Source organism: Demequina lignilytica (assembly GCF_030418375.1).
In the GTDB taxonomy this organism is placed as follows: domain Bacteria; phylum Actinomycetota; class Actinomycetes; order Actinomycetales; family Demequinaceae; genus Demequina; species Demequina lignilytica.
This window is the reverse complement of the sequence record NZ_JAUHPZ010000001.1, coordinates 678,345-693,444: the sequence shown is the minus strand read 5'-3', so window position 1 is coordinate 693,444 and position 15,100 is coordinate 678,345. Positions and strand designations below refer to the sequence as shown.

The following is a 15,100-nucleotide window of genomic DNA, read 5'->3' as shown; positions in this document are numbered from 1 at the left end:
TAAATCGGCGGGTCAAAGCGACGGCGGGAGGGGGTGGCGTCGGGCGCGTGCCCGGCGGTGTGCCTGCGACACCGGACCCGCGCCGCGGCGTCAGTGACCGACCGGCGCGGAGGCGGCGTCGTCCGGGGTGCGCACCGCGAGGGCCGCGCCGATCGACACCGTCGCGAGGATCGCGGCGATGGTGAAGGCGCCTCGCATGCCGGCCGACTGCGCCGCGGCAGGGTCGACCCCCTCGGCGACGCGCGCGGCACCGATCGACGCCATCGTGGACACGAAGAGGGCCGTGCCCGCCGCGCCCGCCACCTGCTGCAGCGCCGAGACCGTCGCGGACCCGTGCGAGTACAGGCGCGCCGGAAGCGACCCCAGGCTGGCCGAGAACAGCGGCGTGAACAGGAGCGCCAGCCCCACCGACATCGCGGAGTGCGCCGCGACCAGCTGCCACCACGGTGTGGTCGGGGAGAGGATCGCGGCCAGCACCCAGAGCACGCCGGCGGTGACGATCGCGCCGGGCAGCACCAGCGGGCGTGCCCCGATGCGGTCGTACGCGCGGCCCACGATCGGACCCATGAGCCCCATCACGAGGCCTCCTGGCAGCAGCATCAGGCCGCTCTGGAGCACGCTGAGGCCCAGCACGTCCTGCATGAAGAGCGGCAGCAGGATGATCATCCCGAACAGCGCCATCATGCTCACGATGAACATCACCACCGCGACCGAGAACGTCGGCGTGCGGAACGTGCGCAGGTCCAGGAGCGCGTCGTCCACCCGCTGCAGCACCAGCTGCCGCCAGATGAAGGCGCCCACCCCGAGCCCGCCGACCGCGAGCGCGACCACGGTCTCGGGAGCCACGCCGCCTCCGCCCTCGCCGACCGTGCTGAGGCCGTACACGAGCCCGCCGAAGCCGACCGCGGACAGCGCCACCGAGAGGAGGTCGAGCGGGGCCTTGCGCGGCTCCGTGACGTTCTCCATCAGGCGCCAGCCGATCGCGAGGACCGCCACCGCGATCGGCAGCACGAACACGAACATGAAGCGCCAGCTGAACGCGTTGAGGATCAACCCGGAGATGGTGGGGCCGATCGCCGGGGCGACGGCGATCACCACCGTGATCGATCCCATGCGCCGGCCGCGCGTCGCGGGCGGCTCGAGCTGCATCACCGTGGTGATGAGCAGCGGCATCATGATCGCGGTGCCGCTCGCCTGGATCACGCGCGCCGCGAGCAGGACCTCGAAGCCCGGCGCGAGGGCGGCGACCAGCGTCCCGAGGGTGAAGAGCGCCATCGCCGTGAGGTACACCGGCCGGGTGTGGAACCGCTGCAGGAGGAAGCCGGTGATCGGGATCACCACCGCCATGGTCAGCAGGAAGGCCGTGGTGAGCCATTGGGCGTCGACGGCGGAGATCCCGAGGTCGTCCTTCAGATGAGGGATGGCGACGCCCATCACCGTCTCGTTCAGGATCACCACGAAGGCCGCGATGATCAGGGTCCAGATGACGACCGCGTGGCGTCGCCTCAGGTCGTGCGGGGCGTCGGGCTGGGCGGCGGTCTCGACCGGGGCAGGGGTGGCATCCACCGGTCGATTGTCGCAGGGGCGGCCGACATCGGGGACCTTGGTCCCTGGCGCCCCCCGAAAGTAGGGGGTTGTCCTGGGCGGGTGACCATGCATAGCATCGTTCTCGACACGCCGGGGGAGCGACACGCTGAGGAGCCTCCGGATCTCGCGTCTCAAATGGGGGCGGCCTACGGGCCGGGAGAATGCGGAGGTGGATCGTGGCACGGATGCCTGAGGGGGCTCTCCGGGACAGGATCGGGCAGGACGAGCGCATGAGCGCGCTCGCGGTGCACGTCGGGAGCGCGTCGATCGAGCCCAGCGGGCTGCGTGTGCTGCGGATGAGCGTCGCCGACGAGTCGGACGATGATCCGGCCGGCGGCGCCGCCTACGCCGCCATGTTCGAGCAGTGGGAGGCGGATCTGCGCGCGATGCGCCGGCCCGCGCGCCCCGAGATCCGCAGCGGCGGGATCGTGATCGGATCGCTCAACGGCGTCGCTGCACGGATCTACCACTCGCCGGCGCTCGCGCACTGGGCGCGCAGGCTGGTCTCCGGCGGGGCCCTCGCGAACGTGTTCCTGCCCCATCAGCGGCGCCTGCTCGCGTTGGGCGATGACGGTTCGCTGTTCGCCGGCCAGGAGCTCGACGACTTCGAGCGGGGATTCTTCCTGCACGCGATCGACGCGCGCGGCGCGCGGGCACGCGCCCGGATCCAGCAGTGGCTCGCGGCGCGCACCCTGCTCGACGTCAACCGCCCGCAGGCGTGGACCTCAGTCGGCTGCGGGGCCGCGCTGCCGATGGTGGGCGCGGTGGCCGACGCCGGCGAGTCGGGCGCGTCCGTCACCGCCGGCTTCTTCGACGGGTGCGGCGACGCGCGGGAGCTGGCGCGGCGCGCGCTGGCGGCCGCCGGCGTGGACCCGTCCTGCCATCGCCTGCTCAACTGGCGCATCGCGTCCCGCGAGGGCCTGGACGGCGTGGTCGGGCCGGAGTCGCAGGATCTGGTCGACCTGGTCGCCGTGACGGACCTGCTCGCCGACGGGCGAGCGGTCGAGCTGCTGCGTCGGGGCTACGCCGCGGTGCGCCCGGGGGGTGTCCTCATGTTCTCGGTCTCCCTTCCCGACCGTCCGCTGCCGCTCATGCTCGAGTACGGGATCGGCTTCGCGGGCTCGCACCCTCGCTCGCTCGAGAAGGCGGCCGCCATGCTCGAGTCGGCGGGGATCGACGTGCGCGACGCGATGGCGTGCCTGACCCCCGAGGGGTTGCACGCCGTGATCGAGGTGCGCAAGCTCTGACCGCGCGTGCATGGCACGATGCGCGCATGGCACCACGCGTCGGCATCCTCGGCAGGGGCCGCTTCGGCGGCGTGATCGCGGGCCTGTGCGTGCGCGCGGGCCTGGAGGTCGACTCGACCGGGTCGGGCGACGCCGATGCGTTGGCGCGGGTGGCGACGGCTGACATCGTGATCCTCGCGCTCCCGCTCGGGAGGCTGGAGACGGTGCCGCCGCACGCCCTCGCGGGAGCGCTCGTGGTGGATGCGACCAACTACTGGTGGGAGCTCGACGGGGCGCGTCCCGACCTCGAGGACCCGCGCACCTCGACGTCCGAGTCCGTGCAGCGGTGGCTGGCGGAGTCCCGGGTGGTGAAGGCGTTCGGCCATGCGAGCGCATGGGAGCTCGAGAACCTGGGGCGGCCCGCCGGGGATCCCGCCCGCCGCGCCCTCGCGATCGCGGGGGACCACCCGGACGACGTCGCCCGCGTGGGCGCGCTGGTGGACGCCCTCGGGTTCGATCCCGTGCCGATCGGCCCGCTCGCCGCCGGCGCGATGGTCGAGCCCGGCACGGAGACGTTCGGTGCCGACGTGGGCGCGGAGGAGCTGCGGGAGATCATCGCCCGCTTCCCGCGGTCGCAGCGGGGGAGGGTGATCGCGCGCGCACGCGGCGTCGACCCCTCGCGGCTGCCGGCGCTTTGGTAATCGTTGTAAATTCGGGTCTTCCGGGGCTAGACTCCTGGCCTTGTGACCGGAAATCCGCCCGGCGCCGATGAGGGCGCCACTCCCGACGCACCCGCATCCGACACGTCCGTGAGGCTCGCGGCCTACCACCGAGCGCCCACCTCGGAGGCGGAGGCGAACAACGCGGACATCGCGCTCAGCCTGCACCTCGCGATCGAGCGCGAGGCGGGCTGGGAGCCGCTGTTCGACAACTACGGGGTGTTCTTCGCCCGCACCTCGGAGACGCCGCCCGCGCTCGGTACCTCCGATGAGATCATCCGCTCGCTCGTCGACCCGTGCCTGCTCGCGACGCCGGACGGCGGCTACGCGGTCGTCGCCACCCGGGTCGCGCGCGGCGGCGGGCCGGACGGCACGGAGAGGTCGAGCGTGCTGGTGGCGGTCTCGCCCGACCTGCTCGAGTTCCGCGAGGTCGGGCTGCTCGAGCTGCCGACGGCGGCGGGCGTGCACCGCCCCGCTGCCGCCTACGACGCCGCGGCCGGCGCGTACGTCCTCACCTGGGTGGACGAGGCGGGGAGCCCGTTCCACTGCACGGTCGGAGACCTGGGCGACGCGTCGACGGTCGGCGCGCCCGTGCCCGGCGAGGCCGCGATCCCCGGCCTGATCGACGCCGCGGGCATCCCCGGAGCCGCCGACCGTGCGAGCACCCTGCGCGTGCCCGCTGACGTGGCGCGGGCGCTCGAGATCCGCCTCGGCCCCATCCGCAACACGGGCGCCGAGCCCCTGGCCGCGATCGAGGTCCCGGCCGGCGCGACGCTCGCACCGGCGATGCTCCCCGCGCGCCTCCACCTGACCTACGACGACGGCTCCACCGGCTCGCTCGCGATCGCCTGGGACCTCGACGCGCTCGCCGCGATCGACACCGCGGCCGCTGGCGACCACGAGGTGCCCGGCGCCGTGATCCAGCCCGTGTATCCGACGCCGTTCGCCGACGAGCGGGCCGACCCGAGCATCGTCCCCGTCGAGGTGGACGGCGAGCGGCGCTTCCTCATGATCGCGACCAAGGATCTCCACATGGACCCGGTCGCGAACTCGGGCGAGCCCGTCGGGATGCCGATCCGGATGGCCGCGCGCATCGAGGACCTCTCCGACGAGGCGCTCGAGGCGGGCCGCGTCGCCGAGGTCGACCTGCTGGTCCACGGCTCGCTCGACGCCCGCGGGGAGGCGATGACCGGATGCTTCTGGGCGCCCGAGATCCACCTGATCGACGGCACCCTGTCGATCCTCTTCATGCCGAGCTACGGCGACCCGACGGACATGTGGACGGGGCGCGCGAGCATCGTCCAGCTGCGCAAGGCCGCCGACGGCCGGCACCTCGACCCGACGGTGCCCGCCCACTGGACCGCGGCGCGCCAGGTGGTCCGCGCGGACGGATCCGCGCTCAACCACCTCCAGGGCATCTCCCTCGACATGACCTACCTCGAGGACTCTGGCACGCACTATTATTCCTGGCAGATGCTCGGTTCGGTGTTCATCGCGACGTTCGACCCCGCGGATCCGACGCGGCTGACCTCCGACCCCGTGCGGATCCTGGCGCCGGAGTTCGCGTGGGACAACCTCATCGCGGAGGGCCCGAACATCCATCGCCGCGGTGACACCCTCCACCTGCTCTACTCCGGCTCGTCGGTGGGCGACAGCTACACCACGGGCCTCGCGACCGCGCCCGCCGGGGCCGGCGTCGACCTCACCGACCCCGCCGCGTGGCGCCGGCTGGGCCACCCGATCCAGAAGTCGGGGCCCTACAACGGCGAGATGCAGCTCGGCACCGGTCACGGCATGTGGTCGGAGGACGAGCACGGCAACCTGCTCTACGTGTTCCACGCCCGCACGGACCACAAGGGCCTGACGGGTCGCGACACCTTCGTGCGGAGGGTGCACTGGGCCGCCGACGGCATGCCGGTGCTCGACATGGAGACCGAGGAGGAGCTGCTCCCGGAGCTCCGCGACGTCAGCGTGACGGTGCGCGTGCGATGAGCGGCGAGGAGCCCTACGGCTACCTCATGGTGCACTTCGTCGAGGACGCCGAGGGTTACCGCGAGAAGGTCCACCTGTCGCTGTCGCGGGGCGACGATGCGGAGGCCTGGGACCGCCTCAACGGCGGGGAGCCGGTGCTCGCCTCCCACCTGGGTACCACCGGGGTCCGCGACCCCCACCTGACGTTCGACCCGGCCACCGGCCGGTACTTCATCATCGCCACCGACCTGCGGGTGTTCGGCGGCGACGACCTGGGCTGGGACGCCTGGACGCACGGCTCCTCGACGCTGATGAACGTGTGGGAGTCGCGCGACCTGATCGTCTGGAGCCCCCTGCGCCAGCTCGACGTGTGCCGGGGCGCGGACGGCGCACCCGCCCCCGGGGTGCCCGCGCTCGACATGATGTGGGCGCCGGAGAGCACCTGGGTGCCGGACCTGCTCGGCCCGGGCGAGGGCGGCTTCGTCGTCTACTTCTCCGCCGGCGTCGCCGGCGGTCACCACCGCATCGTCTGGGGCACTACCACGGACTTCACCCAGGAGACGTGGCGGTACGGCGGCATCCTCCTCGACACCGGCGACCACGCGATCGACTGCTCGATGATCGAGCACGCGGGCCGCACGTACCGCGTCACCAAGGACAACGGCGCGACCGCGCGGGGCATCGTCATGGAGCGCACCGAGGCGGCGCGCTGGTGGGAGGCCGACGCGGTGTGGGAGCCCGTGCAGGACCGGCTCGGCGAGGAGCACGCGCGCGGCCACGGCGTCGAGGGGCCGCTGATGTTCCGCGCGCATGGCCGGGACCGGTGGTACCTCTACGTCGATGTGATCCCCGACGGCGGCTACCGACCGCTGGTGGCCGCCGACCTCGACGCGGAACGCCCCTGGAGGATCCTGGACAGCCCCGGATTCGACCTCCCGCCCGCCACCAAGCACGGCGGAGTCATCGGGCTGACCCGGGCGCAGCACGAGGCGCTACGGCGCGCCGACGCGCGCGCGGCGGTGACGCCCGACCTCGGGGCCGTCGCGGTCCTTCCGCCGACCGTGCAGGCGCACCTTCACGGCGGCGGCACCGCGTCGTTCCCCGTCGTGTGGGGAGCGGCCGCGGCCGACGGGTCCGTCGAGGGCGTCCTGGCCGGGACGCTCGGCGCGAACCTGAACGCCTGGGTGGGCGAGGGTGGCTCGACCGCGTGGGACGCGCCGGGCAAGGTCCCGCTCAGCACCACCGCGATCCGGGTGCGCGCGACCCTGGTGGGTCCGCGCGCGTAGTGCCAGGGTGATCCCATGGCCACCGTGGTGATCGCGCCCGACTCGTTCAAGGGCACGTGCCCGTCCGAGCGCGCGGCGGCGGCCATCGCCCGGGGCTGGCGGTCCGTGCGACCGGACGATGCGGTGGCCGAGATCCCGCAGGCGGACGGCGGGGAGGGGACCCTCGCCTGCGTGAGGCGCGCGGTGCCGGGCGCTGAGCTGCGCGCGGTGCCCGGCGGCACGGTGACGGGGCCGGCGGGATCACCCGTCCCGGGAGTCTGGCTCGACCTGGGCGACGGCACGGCACTGTGCGAGCTCGCCGTCGTGGCAGGACTGCACCTCATGCCCGCGCTCGACGCCCTGGCGGCGACCTCACGGGGGCTCGGCGAGGTGATCGCCGCGGCGATCGACGCGGGATGCGAGAGGCTGGTGGTCGCGATCGGCGGGTCGGCCTCCACGGACGGCGGGATGCCGGTGCTCGAGGCGCTCGGGTCGCGTCGCCCGCCGGTCGGGGGCGCGGTGGTGCTCACCGACGTGACGGCACCGCTGCTCGGGCCGAGCGGCGCGGCGGCGGTCTTCGGGCCTCAGAAGGGCGCGTCACCCGCGCAGGTCGAGGCGCTCGAGAGCCGCCTCGAGGCGGTGGCCGCGCGCCTGGGGTCGGACCCGACGGCCCCCGGCGCGGGTGCCGCCGGCGGCGTGGGGTACGCGCTGCTCCACTGGGGGGCGACGCTCACGCCGGGCGCGGCGGCGGTGGCCCGGATCACCGGGCTCGCGCAGGCGGGCGTGGCCGCCGACCTCGTGATCACCGGCGAGGGCCGCTTCGACGCGCAGTCCAGGACGGGCAAGGTGGCCGGGCACGCGCTCGACGCGTTCCCACGCGTCGCGGTGATCGCCGGCGAGGTGGCCGCGGACCCGGGGTGCTGGTCGGTGTCGCTGACGGCGCTCGCGGGGTCCGCCGAGGCAGCGATGGCCGCACCCGAGCACTGGCTCGAGCGGGCAGGAGCGCTCGCCGCCGGCCAGCCGTGGGCCGCCGTCAGATCGCCCGGCGTCGCGCCGTGAGCCGAGCCGTCGGGAGGCCGGGTGCGGGGATGCGCGACGTGTGCCCCGGGACCTCGGCGAAGCGCCCGGTCCGCGCTGTCCAGTCGTGATGGGCGGCGACGATCTCCTCGTGCGAGCGGCCCACGAAGTTCCACCACATCACGAGGTCCTCGCCGAAAGGCTCCCCGCCGATCAGCATCATGGTCGCGCCTGCCTCGGACGCGGCCGTCACCGCTGAGATCCCCTCGCCCAGGAACAGGATGCCGCTCGTCGGGGGGCCGGGGAGGGGAGACCCGTCCGCCGAGAGGCTCACGTCGCCGGACAGCAGCAGGATGCCGTGCTCCCAGCTCGGGTTCAACGGGAGCTCGGTGGAGGTGCCCGCGGCGAGATCGATCTGGGCTCCGACGATCGGGGTGTGCACCGTGGCAGGGGAGAGCGCACCGGCCAGCTCGCCCAGCATCACCGTCGCCACGGCGCCCCCGGCCGTCGAGGGGAGCGCGACCCGGGGCAGCTCGGTGTGGGTCTCGAACGCGGGAGCCCGGTGGCGCGCATGGTCGGGGAGCGCGACCCAGAGCTGGACGCCGTCGGCCGGAGACGGGACGGCGCCGGTGGCGTACTCGGAGTGGGCGATCCCCGCGCCGCTTGTCATCAGGTTGAGCTGGCCTGGGCGCAGGACCACGTCGGAGCCGAGCCCGTCCCGGTGGCGGATCTCTCCGAGCAGCGGCCACGTGACGGTCTGGAGGCCGATGTGAGGATGCGGGTCGACCCGCATGAGCGAGTCCTCGGGGCCGAAACGGTCCACGAAGCACCATGCCCCGATGCTCGGCATCCCCCGCTGGGGGAGCGAGCGCTGCACGCTCATCGCGCGCAGGCCGCCCAGCGGCACCTCGCGTGGTGCGAGGACGCGCGTCACTGGCCCAGCCGGCACCGTCATGCCCGGTTGGGCACCACGCGCACGCCCTCGACGGTGTGCTTCTTGAGGTACGCGCGGATGTAGGGGCACTGCGCGCGCACCGCGAGCCCCCGCGCGGTCGCGTCCGTCAGCGCGCCGTGAGCCAGCACGCCCGCCAGCCCCTTGCCTTGGAAGCCGTGGGAGATCTCGGTGTGCGTGAAGGTCGCGACGCCGTCGGCGACGGCGACATCCGCGAAGCCCGCGAAGGCGCCGTCGGCGCGCAGCTCGTAGCGCGACTCGTCCTCGTTCCAGGTGACGTCCGCCATCAGGCCCGCCGCGGGTCGAACGGGTCGTCGTCGGAGTCGCGGAGCGAGCCGCCTGTCGCGAGGCGCATCATGTCCGAGGACAGGTCGATGTCGAGCTCCGTGCCGCCGGCGGAGCCGTAGGAGTGCTGATACGAGTCCCACGACTCGTCGCGCACGGCGCGGGCGAAGCCGGACTCCATGAGCAGCACCAGCTCGCGTCCGGCGCGCTCGATCCGAGCTCCGAGCGCCTTGTCCGTCCAGTCCTCGGTGGAGGCGAACAGGCTGGTCGGCACGGGCAGCGTGCGCAGGTAGGCGAACAGGGCACGCATCTCCTCGTCGACCACCAGGGCGTGGCGGGCGGTGCCCGCGGTGGCGCCGAGGATCACCGGCTTGCCGATCAGCAGGTCGTTGTCGATGACCTGGAAGAAGCTGGTGAACAGGCCGGACAGGCCCGCCTTGTAGACGGGGGAGGCGACCACCAGGCCGTCCGCCCGGACCAGGGCGTCGACCGCACGGGTGAAGCGCGGCCCGAGCAGCTGGCTGGACATGGCCGCAGGCAGCTCGGGCAGGAGCTCCCGCAGGTCGATGACGGTGGTGGTGACGGTGTGGCCACGCTTTTCAGCGAGTGAACTCACTCGTTGGGTGGCGCGGTCGGCGAGCAGGCGCGTCGACGACGGGTCGGACACGCCCGCGCTCACGATGACGAGCCGGAAGTCGGTCATGATCGGTGCTCCTGGGACAGCTTGTGGGTGAGGGACTCGAGGAGCGTGAGCTCCTCCTCGGTGAGGGCCGCGGTCATCGCCCTGGCGACCGAGGCGCCGTGCCGGCGCCCGATGCGGCGCTGGAGGTCGCGGCCCGTCGGGGTGAGGGTCAGGTGGGCGGCACGCGCATCGGACGGATCCGCGCATCGTGCCACCAGCCCGCGCTCGACCAGCCGGTCGACCAGGCGCGACAGCGCCGGCTGGCTCAGCAGGACGTGGCGCCCCAGCTCGGACAGCCGCTGGGGCTCGTCGCACTTGGACAGCGTGTACAGGACGTCGTACTCGCGCATCGACACGTCGGACCACAGGTCCTCGGCGGCGAAGCGGCGCATGAGCGTCGCGTGCGCGGCCATCGTCGCCTCCCAGGCGTCGTTCGCGAGATGCGAGCGTGCGCGCGCGGGGGCCGCGGCGGGTGCGGTGGCGGTCATCGCATCGTCCCTACAGGGTGGGGTAGGCGGAGACCTCGGTCTCCGAGTCCTGGTAGGGCGAGCCTCCGGTGACGTTGTCGCCGCGGTTGGCGTTCGGGCGCGGCTGGCGGGCGCCGGCGTCGCCGTACTTGGCCTTCACCAGGTCGGCGTGCGACGGCGGGTTCGCGGGCGACTCGGGGTCGCGGCGCTTCTCGAGCTCCTCGCGCAGCACCGGCACCACGTGCTCGCCCAGCAGGTCGAGCTGCTCGAGCACGGTCTTCAGCGGCAGGCCGGCGTGGTCGACCAGGAACAGCTGGCGCTGGTAGTCGCCGAAGAACTCCTGGAACGTCAGCGTCTTGTCGATGACCTCCTGCGGCGAGCCGACGCTCAGCGGCGTCATCTTCTCGAAGTCCTCCATGGACGGGCCGTGTCCGTACACGGGAGCCTCGTCGAAGTAGGGGCGGAACTGCGCATGCGCGTCCTGGCTGTTCTTCGCGATGAACGACTGCCCGCCGAGGCCCACCACCGCCTGCTTCTGGGTGCCGTGGCCGTAGTGCTCGAAGCGCTGGCGGTAGAAGCGGATCAGGCGCTGGTAGTGCTCCTTGGGCCAGAAGATGTTGTTGGCGAAGTAGCCGTTGCCGTAGAACGCGGCCTGCTCGGCGATCTCCGGCGTGCGGATCGAGCCGTGCCACACGAACGGCGGGACGTCGTCGAGCGGGCGCGGGGTCGAGGTGAATCCCTGCAGCGGAGTGCGGAACTGACCCTCCCAGTCCACGACGTCCTCGCGCCACAGGCGGTGCAGCAGGTTGTAGTTCTCGAGCGCCAGCGGCAGCCCCTGGCGGATGTCCTGGCCGAACCACGGGTACACGGGCGCGGTGTTGCCGCGGCCGAGCATCAGGTCCATGCGGCCCTTCGCGAGGTGCTGGAGCATCGCGTAGTCCTCGGCCAGGCGCACCGGGTCGTTGGTGGTGATGAGCGTGGTGCTCGTGGTCACCTGGAGGCGCTCGGTGAGCGCCGCGATGTGCGCCAGCAGCGTCGTCGGCGAGCTCGAGAAGAACGGCGGGTTGTGGTGCTCGCCGATCGCGAAGACGTCGAGGCCCACCTCCTCCGCGTGCACCGCGATCCTGACGATCGCGTCGATGCGCTCGGCCTCGGAGGGCGTGTGGCCGCTGACGGGGTCGCGGGTGATGTCCGAGACGGACATGATGCCGAACTGCATGATCTCTCTCCTGACGCGAGGGCGGGGTCTTCGCCGCCGATTATATGCATTTGCATGTAACTAACGCCAGGTCGCGGTATTCATTCCCGGCGCGGCGTGGTTGGCTTGGGCTGGAAGAGAGGAGCGCGCATGCGCCTCACGAAGCACGCCCACGCGTGCGTGGAGATCGACGCCGGCGACGGGCACCTCCTGATCGACCCGGGCGGCTTCACGCCGGACGCCGACGAGCTGATCGCGCGGACCTCGGTGATCCTCATCACGCACGAGCACATGGACCACGCCAACGTGGGGGCGATCGGAGAGGCGCTCGAGTCGCGTCAGGACCTGCGGGTCTACGGGCCGCAGGCGGTCGTGGGCGAGTGGGCCGAGCGCCTGCCCGCCCAGGCGAAGGTGGTGGCGCCGGGCGACGCCCTGCTGATCGACGGGATCGAGGTCACCGTGCACGGGGGCCTGCACGCGATCGTGCATCGCGACCTGCCGCGCGTGGCGAACGTCGGCTACCTCATCGACGGCACCGTGTTCCACCCCGGAGACTCGTTCGAGGTGCCCGGCGTCCTGATCGACGTCCTGCTGCTCCCGGTCTCGGGTCCGTGGATGAAGCTGTCCGAGGCGATCGACTACGTCCGGGCCGTGGCTCCGGCGCGGGTGATCGGGATCCACGAGCGTGCCACGAGCGAGATCGGGCTGCGGCTGCTCGGCTCGCACTTCCGGCCGGGCGGGCTCGTGGAGATCCCGCTCGAGCTGCCCGCGCCCGGGGAGCTGGTCGAGCTGTAGCGGAGCGCGGTCGAGGGCATGGCAATGGCACTCCCGACTTGGTGGCATGATGAAATCATCAAGTCGCGCCACCGGGCGGCGCGGGGACGAGGTGGGTCATGCACACGGGGCGGCCGCTCAACGAGGTCAAGGCGGACCTGTTCAAGGGGCTCGCCCATCCGGTGCGCATCCGGGTCCTCGAGCTGCTCGCCGAGTCGGACGAGACCACGGTCGCCGACCTGCTCGATCGCACCGGGCTCGAGCCGTCGCACCTGTCCCAGCACCTGCGCGTGCTGCGGGGCTACGGACTCGTCCTGTCCGAGCGCACCGGGAGCTCCGTGTCCTACCGGTTGGCCCACCCGTCCGTCGCCGGTCTGCTCGCCGCCGCCCGCATCGTCCTGCGCGACGTCCTCGAGGCGCGCGGCGCGCTCGCCGAGCTCGACCGTGCCGACGCCGTGACGCCGGCGCGATGACCGGAGGATCCATGATCGCCGGGATCCGCGGGCTGCTGCCCGGTCCCACGGACTACGCCGGGTTGCGCCGCTCGTGGCGAGGGGACCTGCTGGCGGGCGTCAGCGTCGGCGTCGTGGCGCTGCCGCTCGCGCTCGGGTTCGGCGTGACCTCGGGCGCGGGAGCCGAGGCGGGCCTGATCACCGCGATCGTCGCCGGCCTGGTCGCCGCCGTGTTCGGCGGGTCGGGCATCCAGGTGTCGGGGCCCACCGGCGCGATGGTGGTGGTGCTCGCCCCGATCCTCGCCAAGGAGGGCGCGGGTGCGCTCGCGCTCGTCACCGTCATGGCCGGAGTGATCGTGATCGCCGCCGGAGCGCTGCGGCTGGGCCGGCTCGTCGGCCTGATCCCGTGGCCGGTGATCGAGGGCTTCACGCTCGGCATCGCGCTCATCATCCTCCTGCAGCAGGTCCCTGCCGCCGTGGGGAGCACGGAGGGCGCGCACGGGGCGAAGGCGTGGGCCGCGGCATTCGCGGCCGTGACGCACGCCGACTGGTCGGCGGCGTGGCGGACGCTCGCGCTCGTGGCGTCCGTGGTGGTCATCATGGCCGTCTGGCCGCGGGTCTCGCGGGTGGTGCCCGGCACGATCGTCGCGATCGTCGTCGCGACCGGCGCCGTCGTGGTGCTCGGCTGGGAGGTTCCCGTCATCGGCGAGCTGCCCGCGGGGCTGCCGGCGCCGGCTCTGCCCGAGACGAGCCTGGGCGCGCTCGAGGCCCTCGCGATGCCGGCGCTCGCCATCGCTGCGCTCGCGGCGATCGAGTCGCTGCTGTCCGCGCGCGTGGCGCATGCGCGCGCCGTTGTGAGCGGCTACGACGCGGACCGCGAGCTCGTCGGTCAGGGGCTCGCCTCGATCGCCTCGGGCCTCGTCGGCGGGATGCCCGCCACGGGTGCGATCGCGCGGACCGCGGTCAACGTGCGATCCGGCGCGCGGACGCGGCTCGCGGCCGTGACGCACGCCCTGGTGCTGCTCGGCGTGGTGGTGGTCGCTTCCGCGGCGGTCGCGCGGGTGCCGCTCGCGGCGCTCGCGGGGGTGCTGATGGTCACCGCGGTCACCATGGTCCGCCCGGCCGTGGTGCGCTCCGTGATGCGGGCGTCGCGACAGGATGCCGTCCTCTTCGTCGTGACCGCGCTCGTCACGGTGAGCGTCGACCTGATCTATGCGATCGCGATCGGCGTCGCCGGTGCGGCGCTGTTCGCGCTGCGCGCGGTTGCGCGGGCCGCGGGAGTCCACCGCGAGGAGCTCCCGGGTGACGCGGCGCACGGCGACGAGCGCATCGCGCTCCTTCGCCTCGACGGAGCCCTGTTCTTCGGCGCCGCGGACCGGGTGCTCGAGCGCGTGGCTCGCGTCCACGGGGTCGAGGTGGTGATCCTGCGCATGTCGCAGGTGCGCATGCTCGACACCACGGGCGCACAGGTGCTCGGCGAGGTGGTGGCGTCGCTGGAGAGGCGAGGCGTCACCGTGCTCGTCAAGGGTGTCCAGCCTCGCCATCTGCCGTTGCTCGAGCACACGGGCGCGCTCGATGCGCTCGCCGACACCGACCACCTGGTCGACGATCTCGATGCCGCGGTCGCGAAGGCCAGGGCGGTCGTGTCCGCGGGCTGATCCGCGTGGTCGGCGCCGCGAGCTAGGCGTCACGAGCTAGGCGTCACGCAGCGCGAGGGTCGCGCGCGCCGCGTCGGCCAGGGCCGCCCCGTAGGCGCGGCCGTGCCCCGCCGCGTGGACGGCGAGGGGATGCAGCTGGTGCACGGGGACCCTGCTCCTCCACCCTGCCCGCAGCGGCGCCGCCTCCGCGTAGCCGGCCACCGCATCGTCCAGGAACGGCAGCCCGAACAGGGCGAGCATCGCGAGGTCGGTCTCGGGGTGCCCGCCGTGCGCGGCCGGGTCGATCAGCACCACGCCGTCGGGCGACCAGAGCACGTTGCCCGACCAGAGATCGCCGTGGATCCGTGCGGGAGGCGCGGGGTCGTCGAACGCGCCCGAGGCGATCAGGTCGCAGGCGTCGCGGACGATGCGCGCCTCGCCGTCGTGCAGGTAGCCGGCGGCGAGCGCCGGCGCGAGGAACGGCAGCACACGTGCCTCGGCGTAGAACGCGCCCCAGCTGTCCGCGGCGGTCGTGGGCATCTCCCGGCTGCCGATGAAGAGCGGTCCGTCCCAGCCGGCGGGGCGGGCGCCGAACGCGTGCGCCCCCGCGGCGTGCGTGCGGGCGAGGGCACCGCCGAAGGCGTGGGCGGCGGCCGGCGACGGCCGTGCCGGGACGATGCGCTCCAGGACGATGCGCCCCGGCGCGACCTCGACGACCGTCACGGTGCGCGCGCCGCCGGGAGCCGTGGCGAGCCAGGCGAGGCCCGCCGCCTCGGCCTCGTAGAAGCCCGATGGGGCGCCGGGGTCGGTCTTGAGATGAGTGTCCATCGGTCCTCAGTGTCCCGCAGCGCGCGCCGCGGCGCTCTCA

15 protein-coding genes are annotated in these 15,100 nt (G+C 73.3%); 8 read left to right on the top strand and 7 right to left on the bottom strand.

Going from position 1 to position 15,100, the window contains the following annotated elements; translation table 11 throughout:
- Positions 1-90: 90 nt before the first annotated feature.
- The gene (locus QQX13_RS03110) at positions 91-1,659 is read right to left on the bottom strand and encodes an MDR family MFS transporter (protein ID WP_436968549.1); all 1,569 of its coding nucleotides are present in this window, start codon (positions 1,657-1,659) and stop codon (positions 91-93) included.
- Between the two features lie 158 nt (positions 1,660-1,817).
- Here QQX13_RS03110 and QQX13_RS03105 point away from each other — a divergent pair, with 158 nt between their 5' ends.
- The 5 genes from QQX13_RS03105 to QQX13_RS03085 are packed head-to-tail and all read left to right on the top strand — an operon-like array spanning position 1,818 to position 7,827.
- Complete coding sequence (locus tag QQX13_RS03105) at positions 1,818-2,834, top strand: hypothetical protein (protein ID WP_301120148.1); 1,017 nt, start codon at positions 1,818-1,820, stop codon at positions 2,832-2,834.
- Positions 2,835-2,860: 26 nt separating this feature from the next.
- Positions 2,861-3,514, top strand: a complete 654-nt coding sequence (locus QQX13_RS03100) for an NADPH-dependent F420 reductase (protein WP_301120152.1) — start codon at positions 2,861-2,863, stop codon at positions 3,512-3,514.
- Between the two features lie 42 nt (positions 3,515-3,556).
- Positions 3,557-5,524, top strand: a complete 1,968-nt coding sequence (locus QQX13_RS03095; protein WP_301120153.1) for a family 43 glycosylhydrolase — start codon at positions 3,557-3,559, stop codon at positions 5,522-5,524.
- Positions 5,521-6,789 carry a glycoside hydrolase family 43 protein gene (locus QQX13_RS03090; protein ID WP_301120155.1) on the top strand — a complete coding sequence of 423 codons (1,269 nt, stop codon included), beginning with the start codon at positions 5,521-5,523 and terminating at the stop codon, positions 6,787-6,789. The genes QQX13_RS03095 and QQX13_RS03090 overlap by 4 nt, the downstream gene beginning before the upstream one ends.
- Before the next feature lie 15 nt (positions 6,790-6,804).
- Positions 6,805-7,827 (top strand): glycerate kinase family protein, encoded by a 1,023-nt coding sequence (locus QQX13_RS03085; protein ID WP_301120157.1) that lies wholly within the window; start codon positions 6,805-6,807, stop codon positions 7,825-7,827.
- Here the strand turns inward: QQX13_RS03085 and QQX13_RS03080 are convergent.
- The 5 genes from QQX13_RS03080 to QQX13_RS03060 are packed head-to-tail and all read right to left on the bottom strand — an operon-like array spanning position 7,802 to position 11,390.
- Positions 7,802-8,719, bottom strand: a complete 918-nt coding sequence (locus QQX13_RS03080) for a pirin family protein (RefSeq protein ID WP_301120159.1) — start codon at positions 8,717-8,719, stop codon at positions 7,802-7,804. The genes QQX13_RS03085 and QQX13_RS03080 overlap by 26 nt on opposite strands.
- A gap of 17 nt (positions 8,720-8,736) precedes the next feature.
- Positions 8,737-9,024, bottom strand: coding sequence for a GNAT family N-acetyltransferase (locus QQX13_RS03075; protein WP_301120161.1), 288 nt, complete (start codon positions 9,022-9,024; stop codon positions 8,737-8,739).
- A complete protein-coding gene (locus tag QQX13_RS03070; protein ID WP_301120164.1) occupies positions 9,024-9,725 on the bottom strand; it encodes a CE1759 family FMN reductase in 702 nt (233 codons plus the stop codon). The genes QQX13_RS03075 and QQX13_RS03070 overlap by 1 nt, the downstream gene beginning before the upstream one ends.
- Positions 9,722-10,192: a MarR family winged helix-turn-helix transcriptional regulator gene (locus tag QQX13_RS03065; protein ID WP_301120184.1), complete on the bottom strand. Its 471-nt coding sequence runs from the start codon at positions 10,190-10,192 to the stop codon at positions 9,722-9,724. Before QQX13_RS03065 ends, QQX13_RS03070 begins: the two co-directional genes overlap by 4 nt.
- 10 nt (positions 10,193-10,202) lie before the next feature.
- A complete protein-coding gene (locus tag QQX13_RS03060) occupies positions 10,203-11,390 on the bottom strand; it encodes an LLM class flavin-dependent oxidoreductase (protein ID WP_301120186.1) in 1,188 nt (395 codons plus the stop codon).
- 129 nt (positions 11,391-11,519) lie between these two features.
- Between QQX13_RS03060 and QQX13_RS03055 the strand changes: the two genes are divergently transcribed.
- The 3 genes from QQX13_RS03055 (at position 11,520) to QQX13_RS03045 (ending at position 14,253) form a co-directional block, all read left to right on the top strand.
- Positions 11,520-12,164 carry an MBL fold metallo-hydrolase gene (locus QQX13_RS03055; protein ID WP_301120188.1) on the top strand — a complete coding sequence of 215 codons (645 nt, stop codon included), beginning with the start codon at positions 11,520-11,522 and terminating at the stop codon, positions 12,162-12,164.
- A gap of 98 nt (positions 12,165-12,262) precedes the next feature.
- Positions 12,263-12,616: an ArsR/SmtB family transcription factor gene (locus tag QQX13_RS03050; protein ID WP_301120190.1), complete on the top strand. Its 354-nt coding sequence runs from the start codon at positions 12,263-12,265 to the stop codon at positions 12,614-12,616.
- 11 nt (positions 12,617-12,627) lie between these two features.
- The gene (locus QQX13_RS03045) at positions 12,628-14,253 is read left to right on the top strand and encodes a SulP family inorganic anion transporter (protein ID WP_301120192.1); all 1,626 of its coding nucleotides are present in this window, start codon (positions 12,628-12,630) and stop codon (positions 14,251-14,253) included.
- A 36-nt stretch (positions 14,254-14,289) separates the two neighbouring features.
- Here the strand turns inward: QQX13_RS03045 and QQX13_RS03040 are convergent, their stop codons facing one another.
- Entirely contained in the window at positions 14,290-15,060 is a 771-nt protein-coding gene (locus tag QQX13_RS03040) for a fructosamine kinase family protein (protein WP_301120194.1), read from the bottom strand.
- Between the last annotated feature and the right edge of the window lie 40 nt (positions 15,061-15,100).